Below are 11836 nucleotides of genomic sequence, written 5' to 3'. Positions count from 1 at the left end.
CAGCAGTCTGAAAAGCCGCCCGAGGGCGGCTTTTTTGTTGCTGCGGGTTCGGATGATTCGCGTTGCGCGGATCAGGCGCGGTGCAAAGCCGAGTGTGAACGCTGCAGCGTAACCTCTACGACAACGCGGCCGCCTGCAACTGCAAGCATGCGGCCGCGTAATCCGATTCAACCAGCCAACTCAACCAGCCAACTCAACCCGCCGATTCAACCCAGCCAGCGGCGCGCGTTCTGGAACAGGCGCAGCCATGGGCTCGAGTCCGTGCCGCCCTCGCCCCAGCCTGCCGGATGCCAGCTCATCTGCACCGCGCGATGCACGCGCTCGGTGTGCGGCATCAGCACCGTGAAGCGGCCGTCGGTGGTCGTGACCGACGTGATGCCGTCCGGCGAACCGTTCGGGTTGAATGGATACTGCTCGGTCGCCTGGCCACGGTGATCGACATAACGCATCGCCACCGCCACTTTCGACGCATCGCCCTGTTGCGAGAAGTCCGCGTAGCCTTCGCCGTGCGCGACCGCGACCGGAATGCGCGAGCCTTCCATGCCGGCGAAGAAGAGCGACGGCGACGCCTGCACTTCGACCAGCGAGAAGCGCGCTTCGAACTTCTCCGACTTGTTGCGCGTGAACTTCGGCCACGCCTCGGCGCCCGGGATCATCGACGCGAGGCTGCTCATCATCTGGCAACCGTTGCAGATGCCGAGCGCGAATGTGTCCGCGCGGCCGAAGAACGCAGCGAACATGTCGGCCAGTTGCGCGTTGAAGCGGATCGCCTTCGCCCAGCCTTCGCCGGCGCCCAGCGTGTCGCCGTATGAGAAGCCACCGCACGCCACCGCCCCGGCGAAGTCCGCCAGGTTCGCGCGGCCGGCGAGCAGGTCGCTCATGTGCACGTCATGCGCGTCGAAACCGGCGCGGTCGAATGCGTAAGCCGTTTCGAGGTGCGAGTTGACGCCCTGCTCGCGCAGGATCGCCACGCGCGGACGGGCGCCTTTGCCGACGCCCCGAAGGAAGTCCCCTTGGGGGACGAACGGCGCGGCGACGTCTTCCGTCGGATCGAAGCTCAGCACCGGGGTGATGCCTGGATCGGCGGCATCGAGCAGCGTGTCGTATTCGGCGTCGGCGCATGCCGGGTTGTCGCGCAGACGCGCGATACGCCAGCTCACTTCGCTCCACGTGCGATGCAGCTCGGTACGCGGCGCATCGTAGACCTTCTTCGCGTCGCGATAGACTTCGATCATGTCGCGCTCGTTGGTCTTGCCGATCACGTGCGAGCACGCCGACAGACCATGCTCGCGCAATGCCACCAGCACCGCGTCGCGATCCGCCACGCGCACCTGGATCACAGCGCCGAGTTCTTCGTTGAAGAGCGCGCGCAGCGTGCGGTCTTCACGGCGGCCGCTGGTCTGCTTCGCCCAGTCTTTGGCGTCGCCATAGTCGGATTCATGATGCGGGTCGAGCACCAGCATGTCGACATTCAGCGAGACGCCGACGTGACCCGCGAACGCCATTTCGCACACCGTCGCCCACAGGCCGCCGTCCGAGCGGTCGTGGTAGGCGAGCAGCTTGCCGTCGCTGTTGAGCGCCTGAATCGCGTTGAAGAAGCGCTTCAGGTCTTGCGGATCGTCGACGTCGGGCACCGTGTCGCCGACCTGCTGCGTGACCTGCGCGAGGATACTGCCGCCCAGACGATGCTTGCCGCGGCCGAGGTCGATCGCGATCAGCACCGACTCACCCACGCCATCCGCGCCGCCCACGCGGCGCAGTTGCGGCGTGAGGTGGCGGCGCACGTCTTCGACCGGCGCGAACGCCGAGATGATCAGCGAGACCGGCGCGACCACTTCCTTCGCGACGCCACGGTCCTCCCACTTGGTGCGCATCGACAGCGAATCCTTGCCGACCGGAATGCTGATGCCGAGCGCCGGGCACAGTTCCATGCCGATCGCCTTGACCGTATCGTAGAGCGCGGCGTCTTCGCCGGCCGCGCCGCACGCGGCCATCCAGTTCGCCGACAGCTTGAGCTTGTCGAGCGACGCGATCGGCGCCGCCGCAATGTTCGTGACCGCCTCGCCGACCGCCATGCGGCCCGACGCCGGCGCGTCGATCACGGCGAGCGGCGTGCGCTCGGCCATCGTCATCGCTTCGCCGCGAAAGCCTGCGTAGTCCATCGTCGTGATCGCGACGTCGGCCACCGGCACCTGCCACGGACCGACCATCTGGTCGCGCACGGTCGTGCCGCCCACCGAGCGGTCGCCGATCGTAATCAGGAACGACTTGCTCGCGACCGTCGGATGACGCAGCACGCTCTGCGCGACGTCCGCCAGCGCGATGCCGGTGACATCCACCGGCTCGAGCTTGCGCTCGACGCGCTTGACGTCGCGATGCATGCGCGGCGCCTTGCCGAGCAGCACTTCCATCGGCATGTCGACCGGCTGATGTGCGGCGTCGCTCTGCTCGGAGTCGATCAGCTTCAGCTGGCGCTCGGCGGTCGCGGTGCCGATCACCGCGAACGGGCAGCGCTCGCGCTGGCACATGGCTTCGAACGCCGGCAGATCGGCCGGCGCGATGGCCAGCACGTAGCGCTCCTGTGCTTCGTTCGACCAGATTTCGCGCGGCGACAAGCCGCTTTCTTCGAGCTGGATCTTGCGCAGATCGAACCGGGCACCCTTGCCCGCGCCGTCCACCACTTCGGGGAACGCGTTCGACAGGCCGCCCGCGCCGACGTCGTGAATGCTCAGGATCGGGTTCTGCTCGCCGAGCTGCCAGCACGCGTTGATGACTTCCTGCGCGCGACGTTCGATTTCCGGATTGCCACGCTGCACCGAGTCGAAGTCGAGTTCGGCGGTGTTGGTGCCGGTCGCCATCGAACTCGCCGCGCCGCCGCCCATGCCGATACGCATGCCCGGTCCGCCGATCTGGATCAGCAGCGACCCTTCCGGCAGATCGTGCTTGTGCGTGTGCTGGTCCGAAATGTTGCCGATGCCGCCGGCGATCATGATCGGCTTGTGATAACCGCGCACCTGACCCGCGACGTTCTGCTCATAAGTGCGGAAGTAGCCGCCCAGATTAGGCCGGCCGAATTCGTTGTTGAACGCGGCGCCGCCGAGCGGCCCATCGATCATTATCTGCAGCGGCGATGCGATGCGGTCCGGACGGCCGTACGCTTCGTGCGGATCGGCCGGGTTGCGATGCGCGAGCGGCTGCGCGGCGTCGCGTGCGTTTTCCCATGCCTCGACGCCGTCCGGCAATTCCAGGTTCGACACCGTGAAGCCCGTCAGACCCGCCTTCGGACGCGCGCCGCGCCCGGTCGCGCCCTCGTCGCGGATTTCGCCGCCCGCGCCGGTCGCGGCGCCCGGGAACGGCGAGATCGCGGTCGGGTGATTGTGCGTTTCCACCTTCATCAGCGTGTGCGTGAGCTCGACGCTGCGGCGGTAGTGCTCCGGCATTGCGTCAGCTTGCTGCGGCGTGCGCGGGAACCAGCGTTCGGCCATGCCGCCCGCCATGATCGCCGAGTTGTCCGAATACGCGACGATCGTGCCTTGCGGGTTCAGCTTTTCCGTGTTGCGGATCATGTTGAACAGCGAGATGTCCTGCTTCTCGCCGTCGATGGTCCACTCCGCGTTGAAAATCTTGTGCCGGCAGTGCTCGCTGTTGGCCTGCGCGAACATCATCAGTTCGACGTCGGTCGGATTGCGGCCGAGCTTCGTGAACGCGGCGACCAGGTAGTCGATTTCGTCGTCGGCGAGCGCGAGGCCCAGTTCCGTGTTGGCCGCTTCCAGCGCGCCGCGGCCGTGGCCGAGCACGTCGACGGTTTGCAGCGGCTTGGCGGGCAGTTCGTCGAACAGATGCAGCGCGTGGTCGCGCGAGGGCGACACGCTTTCGGTCATGCGATCGTGCAGCGCCGCGGCGACGGCCGCGCGGGCTTCGTCGGAAAGCGCCTTCTTGCTGCCCAGCAGACCGCTTTTGAGCGTGACCGTGTATTCGACGCCACGCTCGATGCGGCGCACCTGAGTGAGGCCGCACAGATGCGCGATGTCGGTTGCCTTGCTGGCCCACGGCGACACCGTGCCGAAGCGCGGCACCACCAGGAAGGTCTCGGTCGTGCCGCGCTCCTTGCCTTCTTCGAGCGGATCGCCGTAATGCATCAGCGCCTCGATCTTCGCGTTGTCTTCAGCGGACAGCGGCGTCTGGGCGTTGACGAAGTGCAGATATTGCCCGCGCACGCCGGTGATATTGGCGTCGATGCGCGTGAGCGTTTCGAGCAGGCGGGTTTGACGGAAATCGGAAAGGGCCGAAGCGCCGGGGAAACACGAGAAGTGGGCCATGGACTTGACGTTGCGTCGCTCTATGATGCCGAAGGGTCGCGCATGCAGGCGACGTGAGGCGGAAAGGAAGTCCGGGATTATACCCCGGGAACGGGCTTCCAGCGGGCGTGGGGGTGCGTCCCGGGTGCGTCCGGGGCGCGCCTCGGGTGCGTTTGCGGTGCCATTTCGGCACGCTCGCGGGGAGCGCCCGCGTGGCCGCGCCGGCGGTTTGACTGCTATCATTCGCCCTTTCAAAGATCGGCGCGAGCGCCCCGAGCCAAGCCGGGTCGCGCGCCGCATGCCACGCTCAACGGGCTGCGCCGCTTCGGCGTCCCGCCAGCAATTCGAATCAGAACATGGATGTCATCGTCATTGGCGGCGGGATCGCGGGCGTCGCCACCGCTTATCAGCTGCGCGCGGCCGGCCACCGGGTGTGCGTGGTGGAACGCCACGCCACCGTCGCGCAAGGCGCGACCTACGGGCACGGCGGCACCGTCCTGCCGACCCCGCTCGATGTCTGGTTCGGCCCGACCTTCATGGCGAGCCGTCAAAACGCCAGAAACGGCGTGATCAGCAAGACCGGCTTCAACGGAGCGGCACGCCAGTTCGTCAAGCAGTTGTCCGCGTTGCAGGAGCCGCAGGCATTCGCCCGCCAGTATGGCCGCCTGCGGCCGCTGATCGAAGCGTCGCGCGACGCGCTGGCCGACGTCGAAATGCGTTTCGGGCTCGAATTCGAACAGGCGAGCGGGCTGCTTTACCTCGTGCGCACCGAGCACGAATGGCAGCAGACCCAGGCGGCGCTCGATCTGCTGCGCCAGTACGAAGTCCCGCATCACCTGCTGAGCCCGGCCGAATGCGCCGCGTACGAGCATTCCGTGCGCCCCGAGCCGGCCTTCGCCGGCGGGGTGCTGTTCGACCAGGAGCGCACGGCCAACTGTCCGCTGTTCGCCAAGCTCATCAAGCAGACGCTCGATACGCAAGGCGGCGTGCAATTCATGCTCGGCTGTGAAGTCTCGGCGATCCGCCTCGAAGGCCAGCGCGCGTCGGTCGAACTGGCGCCGCGACCGGGTGCCGCGCGTTCACGCGAAGTCGATGTGATCCATGCCGACGCGCTGGTGGTCGCCGCCGGCCATGGCAGCCTCGCGCTGCTCGAACGCGTCGGCTTGCGGCTGCCGCTGCATCCGCTGCGGCTGCACACGCTGGTCGCGCCAGTCGCGCATGAGGAATGCGCGCCGCACGTGGCGATCGTCGATGCGGTCAAGCGCATCGGCATCAGCCGGATGAACCATCGGCTGCGCATTGCCGGCGGCGCGGTGCTGCAAGGCGCCGGCCAGATCGACAAGCCATTGGGCGAAGCCGTCACCACGGAAGCGCTGGCGCTGCTCGGCCAGGCGACGCACGACTGGATCCCGGGCGCCGCCCGGATCTCGGCGGCCTTGCCGTGGGAAGGCGTGAAGCTGCTGTCGCCCGACGGCCTGCCGGTGATCGGCAACGCGCTGCACCCGCGGCTGTTCGTCAATACCGGCCACGGCCCGGCCGGCTGGGGCCTCGCCTGCGGCGCCGGCAAGCTGGTCGCCGACCTGATTTCGGGCCAGCCGCCCGCACTCCCCGACGACACGCTGGCTGCGCTGCGCGCGGATCGCTTCCAGTAAATATCGTTCGCGCTTTTGCCAGATTCCGCCAGATTTCGCCTGGCTCTTTCGACGCGTGAGCGAGCGGGCGAAAGAGCCGCACGCGGCGCGCGCATCGGCACTACCATAGCGGTTCCGAAGCTTCCCTCGCCGCGCAAGCAGGCGAACCGCCAGGCCTCGCCATGACAGACGCCGACAACACACCGCCGACACTCATCGACCCACACCATCGCGCGCTGCCGCTGCTGACGCTCACCGAGCTGCGGGTCGCGGAAGCGCAGGCCGCGGCCGCGTTGCCGCCGCACACGCTGATGGCGCGCGCCGGCCGCTCGGCGGCGCGCTTTCTGCACGAGCAGATCACCCGCGACATCAGTGGCAACAGCAGTGGCAACAGCAGTGGCAAAGTCAGCGGCGACATCAGTGGCAACATCAGTGGCAACATCAGTGGCAACATCGGCCGCGACACGCCAGCCGGGACATCGCAGCCGCGCGTGTGGCTGATCGCCGGCCCCGGCAACAACGGCGGCGACGCGCTGATCGTCGCGACGGAGCTGCACAAGGCCGGCATCGCGGTGGAACTGTGCATGCCGATCGACGTGAAGCCGGACGACGCCCGCTGGGCGCTCGCCACGGCCCGCGCCGCGGGCGTGCCGATCACAGCCGCGCCGCCCGCGTCGCTGGACGGCTATGACTGGCTCGTCGACGGCATGTTCGGCATCGGCCTGACGCGTGCGCTCGACGGCGTGTTCGCAAGCGTCGCGCGACAGTTCTCGCTGCGTGCGAAAGCACGGCCCCGGCACGGCGGCGTGCTCGCACTCGACGTCCCCAGCGGTCTCGACAGCGACACCGGCACGATCGTCGGCGACGGCGCCGCGGTCCGTGCGACCCACACGGTCACTTTCATCGGCGCGAAGCCGGGGCTCTTCACCGCGCAGGGGCGCGATCTCGCCGGCGCCGTCACCGTGGCGCCGATCGGCATCGACAGCAGCCAGCGCGCGTCCGTGCAACTGAACGCGCCCGAACTGTTCGGCGCGTTCCTGCCGCTGCGCGATTTCGCGACCAACAAGGGCACGTTCGGCAGCCTCGCGGTGGTCGGCGGCGACACCGGCATGTGCGGCGCGCCGATCCTCGCGGCGCGCGCCGCGCTCTACGCCGGCGCGGGCAAGGTGCACGTCGCGCTGCTCGGCGACGGCGCCCCGCCCTACGATCCGCCGCATCCCGAACTGATGCTGCATGCGCTCGACGATCTGCCGCTCGAGACGATGGACGCGCTCGCGGTCGGCTGCGGCATGGGGCATCGCGAGCGCGCGACGCGCGTCATGCACGACGTGCTGCAACTGGATGCGCCGAAGCTGTTCGATGCGGACGCGCTGAATCTGCTCGCGAAGGACGCTGCGCTCGCAGCCGAAGTCACCGCACGCGGCGTGCAAGGCGATCCGTGCATCCTCACGCCCCATCCGCTCGAAGCCGCGCGCCTGCTCGGCAGCGACGCGCAGGGCGTGCAACGCGACCGGCTCGGCGCGGCCCGCGCGCTTGCCGCGCGCTTTGCCAGCGTGGTGGTGCTCAAAGGCACCGGCACCATCGTCGCGGCGCCGGATGGCCGCCTCGCGATCAATCCGACTGGCAACGCCGCGCTCGCGACGGGTGGCACCGGCGACGTGCTCGGCGGCATCGTCGGCGCGCTGCTCGCACAACATCTGCCGCGTTATGAAGCGGCGTTGGCGGGCGTGTTCCTGCATGGCCTCGCCGCCGATACGCTGAGCGCGCAAGGCCACGGTCCCGCTGGCCTGACGGCGGGCGAACTCGCGTCGATGGTGCGAACCTTGCTGAACCGTCTGTTCTATCCGGCCGCGTCCGCTTGAAGCGCTTCGTCCCAACCTTTGCACTGGCAGCCCGAACGGCTACAGCGTGTCACGTAACGCCGCTATACTGAATCACTACGCTGAACGACTGCGCTGAACGACTGCGCAACTGCGCCACGCGTGTGCGAGCCCGGCCGCGCGGCGTCGCTCTGACAGCGTCGTTGCATCATCCCCGGCAGCGCTTCATGCGCGCGCCTTTCTTCGTGCCCCCTTGGTTAGACGGACGCTATGACCCAGAACTCGCTCCCCTCCTGGTCCTCGCTGCAAGCGCATTACGAGAAGATTCGCGATGCGCACCTGCGCGACTGGTTCGCCCCCGAGAACGATCCCGCGCCTACCCGTGCCGAACGCTTCACGTTCGCGGGCGGCGGACTCGCTGCCGATTTCTCGAAGCACCGCGTCACCGATGAAACCCTGCAACTACTCGTGCAACTCGCGCGTGAAGCCGGCGTCGAAGAGCGCCGCGACGCGATGTTCGCGGGCGACGTGGTGAACCCGACTGAAGGCCGCGCCGCGCTGCACACCGCGCTACGCGCCACCGATCCGAAAGCGCCGTTCTTCGCCGAAGTCCAGGCCGAGCGCGCCAGGATGGCCGCGTTCGCCGACCAGCTGCGCAGCGGCGCATGGACCGGCTACACCGGCAAGCGGATTCGCCATGTCGTGAACATCGGCATCGGCGGCTCGGACCTCGGGCCGAAGATGGTCGTGCACGCACTGCATCACCTGGCCACGCCTGAGATCAGCACGTACTTCGTGTCGAACGTCGACGGCGCGGATCTGTACAACGTGATACAGCAGGTCGACCCGGAAGAGACGCTCGCGATCATCGTCTCGAAGACGTTCACCACGCTCGAGACCATGACCAATGCGCGTTCGCTGCGCGACTGGTTCGTCGAAAAAGGCTGCCCGGAAAGCGCGCTTGCGAAGCACTTCGTCGGCGTATCGGCCAACCCCGCCGAAGTGGTCAAGTTCGGCATCGCGAAAGAAAACGTGTTCGAGATGTGGGACTGGGTCGGTGGCCGTTATTCGCTGTGGTCGGCGGTGGGTTTGTCGATCATGATCGCGGTCGGCCCGCAGCAGTTCGGCGAACTGCTCGCCGGCGCCAACCAGATGGACCAGCATTTCCGCGATGCGCCGCTCGAAAAGAATCTGCCGGTATTGCTCGGCATGATAGGCATCTGGTATCGCAACTTCTTCGGCTCGCAAAGCTATCTGGTCGCGCCGTACTCGGAAGCGCTGCATTTCCTGCCGTCGTATCTGCAACAGCTGGAGATGGAGAGCAACGGCAAGTCCGCGCGCCTGGACGGCGCAATGGTCGACTATCCGACCTCCGCGGTGACATGGGGCGAACCGGGCACGAACGGCCAGCATGCGTTCTTCCAGATGCTCCACCAAGGCCCGACGATCGTGCCGATCGACTTCATTGCCGTGTTGACGCCGGAGCACCCGCTCGCCAGTCATCATCCGAAGCTGCTCGCCAACTGTTTCGCGCAAAGCGAAGCGCTGATGCTCGGCCGCACGCTTGAAGAAGCGCAGAAAGTGGCCGGCCCGGACAAGCCGGAGCTCGCGCCGCATCTGATGTTTCCGGGCAACCGGCCGACTGCCACGCTGCTGGTCGACGCACTCACCGCGCGTTCGCTCGGTGCGTTGATCGCGCTCTACGAACACAAGGTGCTGGTGCAGGCGTCGGTGTGGAACATCAATCCGTTCGATCAATGGGGCGTAGAGCTGGGCAAGATTCTCGGCAAAGTGGTCGAGGCCGACCTCACCGCGGCGAGCGTGGATGCGAAGAAGCACGACTCGTCGACGTCGGCGTTGATCGCGCGGGCGCGCGCTGCGTTGAAGCGGTGAGATGAGGCAGTGACAAGCGGTGAGATGAGATGAGGTGAGGCGGTGCGCTGATGGGCGCGTGATTGAGCCCACCGCTTTTGAGCGCACCGTTTAGCGCGCCACCAATCAGCCGGAGTGAAAAATGCGGGCCCTCGCGGCCCGCTTTGCTCGTCTGGCGACGCTCACGGATCGCGACGCGCGAGCCGCTCGTTCAGGTAATTCGCCCCGCATCGATCGTTACGATCGTATCGCAGCGGCGCGCCAGCTCGACGTCATGCGTGACGAGAATCAGCGTGGCGCCGTGCGCGCGATTCATCTCGAACATCAGATCGATTACCGCATGACCGGTGGCCGCATCGAGACTGCCGGTCGGCTCGTCGGCGAACAGGACGGTGGGATGCGTGACGAACGCCCGCGCCAACGCGACGCGCTGCTGCTCGCCGCCCGACAACAGCTTTGGATAGTGACCGGTGCGCTGGCCGAGCCCCACCTGTTCCAGCAGACCGCGCGCACGCGCCGCGGCCTCGCGCGTACCGATGCCGCCTTGTAGTTCAAGTGGCAAGGTGACGTTTTCGAGCGCGGTCAGATGCGGCATCAGTTGAAACGACTGGAACACGAAGCCGACAGCCCCGCTGCGCAACGCAGCCCGCTCGTCTTCGTCCAGTTCGGTGAGCTCGCGGCCCAACAACCGAACCGAGCCCGAACTGGCGCTGTCCAATCCTGCGAGCAGGCCCAGCAGCGTAGACTTGCCTGATCCGGATGCACCGACGATAGCCACACTGCTGCCGGCATCGATAGCAAGATCGATATCGTCGAGAATCGTCAGCTCACCCGTTGCATCCTTAACCTTCTTGCACAAACCCCGCACTTCAATGACCGGATCAGTTTTGTTTAGCATGGTGAAGCGTAGGTTGAAAGTGCGCGCGATCGCCTCTCGCGCCGCCGCGGTGACGACCGCATTCGGCCCGGCCGTCGTGGCCACAGCCCTGTTTTCGATGCTCTTGCCAGCCCATGCGGCCAATGCGCCGGAGCCCGCCAAACCGGTGATCGTCGTACTTGGCGACAGCATCTCTGCCGAGTACGGCTTGCCCCGCGACACGGGCTGGGTTGCATTGATGCGCCAGCGGCTCACCGACGAGCGAATCGATTATAGCGTTGCCAATGCAAGCATCAGCGGCGATACCACGAGCGGCGGACGGGCTCGCCTGCCGGCGCTGATGCAGCGTCTGAAGCCAAGCATCGTGATCGTCGAACTCGGCGCCAACGATGCATTGCGTGGCGTGCCGCTCTCCACCACCGAGGACAACCTGCGCACGATCATCGAGCAGGCTCAACAGGGTCACGCGAAAGTCGTGCTGGTGGGCATGTACGTGCCACCCAATTACGGTCCGGACTACACGCAGAAGTTCCACGGTCTGTATGGCGAACTGTCGAAGGAGTTGCGCGTGCCGCTGGTGCCGTTTCTGCTCGCGGGCATCGCCGATAAGCCGGAGATGTTCCAGGCCGACCAGATCCATCCGACCGAACGGGCACAGCCAGTGCTACTGAACAATGTGTGGCCCGCTATCAAGCCACTGCTTCGCGCAAGTTCGCCGCACTGAAAAGTTTGCTAACAACTTGCCTCCAGAACTTCGGGAACACGATTGGCAAAGGTCGCTCAGACTTTTTCGCAATCCGTGTAACCGGCTCGTTTTTTGAGCGCCTTTTGAGGAGATAACGTGAAATACCTACCGTTAATCGCTTTGACCGTGGCAATTTCTGCCGGCGCCGCCCAACCGCCTGCTGGCGTTCAATCCGTTGGTCAAAGCCAGCAGCCGCCGAAGGCCGTCGCCAGCTGCATCGCGCAGAAATGGGCGGACGGTTCGCAGCAACAGGTCATCTCGCAGAACACGTTGGCCAACGATCAGGCGATGGATGTCTACGTGCCGGGTCAGCAGCCGCCTAATGGCGCCGCTGCGGTGGTACGTCCGGCGTATACCGGCAAGGGTACGTGGGTCGGCTTCCGTACGAGCGGCGGCGCGGCTGGCGATGCGACCCGTGCGATCAGCGGCTGCCTGTAACGCTACGCGACACACCGTTGACCGACTGCGTAATCGTCAAATGAAAAAGCCCCGCCAATGCGGGGCTTCAGACTGCTGACGAACCCCACGTTTTTCGGAGCGTGGGGTTTTGTTTTTTCAGGCGATGCGAGAACGGCCGTGAAGCGTGCGACTTG

Annotated in this window: 7 protein-coding genes; 5 read left to right on the top strand and 2 right to left on the bottom strand. The window is 66.4% G+C overall.

Translation table 11 applies throughout. The annotated features are described in order from the left end of the window. Positions 1–206: 206 nt before the first annotated feature. The gene (purL, locus tag BN2475_RS32045) at positions 207–4319 is read right to left on the bottom strand and encodes a phosphoribosylformylglycinamidine synthase (RefSeq protein ID WP_094783373.1); all 4113 of its coding nucleotides are present in this window, start codon (positions 4317–4319) and stop codon (positions 207–209) included. Between the two features lie 335 nt (positions 4320–4654). Between purL and BN2475_RS32040 the strand changes: the two genes are divergently transcribed. From BN2475_RS32040 to pgi, 3 genes are all read left to right on the top strand, one after another. Beyond that, positions 4655–5950 carry an FAD-dependent oxidoreductase gene (locus BN2475_RS32040; RefSeq protein WP_094783372.1) on the top strand — a complete coding sequence of 432 codons (1296 nt, stop codon included), beginning with the start codon at positions 4655–4657 and terminating at the stop codon, positions 5948–5950. A gap of 161 nt (positions 5951–6111) precedes the next feature. Next, positions 6112–7791, top strand: a complete 1680-nt coding sequence (locus BN2475_RS32035; protein ID WP_094783371.1) for an NAD(P)H-hydrate dehydratase — start codon at positions 6112–6114, stop codon at positions 7789–7791. Between the two features lie 228 nt (positions 7792–8019). Further along, complete coding sequence (gene pgi, locus BN2475_RS32030; protein WP_094783370.1) at positions 8020–9642, top strand: glucose-6-phosphate isomerase; 1623 nt, start codon at positions 8020–8022, stop codon at positions 9640–9642. Between the two features lie 190 nt (positions 9643–9832). Here pgi and BN2475_RS32025 read toward each other — a convergent pair whose 3' ends face one another. After that, entirely contained in the window at positions 9833–10519 is a 687-nt protein-coding gene (locus BN2475_RS32025; RefSeq protein WP_094783369.1) for an ABC transporter ATP-binding protein, read from the bottom strand. Here BN2475_RS32025 and BN2475_RS32020 point away from each other — a divergent pair. Both BN2475_RS32020 and BN2475_RS32015 read left to right on the top strand, forming a co-directional pair. Next, entirely contained in the window at positions 10518–11222 is a 705-nt protein-coding gene (locus BN2475_RS32020; RefSeq protein WP_094783368.1) for an arylesterase, read from the top strand. The two genes, BN2475_RS32025 and BN2475_RS32020, sit on opposite strands and share 2 nt — an antisense overlap. A gap of 117 nt (positions 11223–11339) precedes the next feature. Continuing rightward, entirely contained in the window at positions 11340–11681 is a 342-nt protein-coding gene (locus tag BN2475_RS32015; protein WP_094783367.1) for a hypothetical protein, read from the top strand. Positions 11682–11836 lie beyond the last annotated feature (155 nt).

Source organism: Paraburkholderia ribeironis (assembly GCF_900019265.1).
Classification (GTDB): Bacteria; Pseudomonadota; Gammaproteobacteria; order Burkholderiales; family Burkholderiaceae; genus Paraburkholderia; species Paraburkholderia ribeironis.
This window is presented reverse-complemented; position numbering and strand designations above follow the sequence as displayed.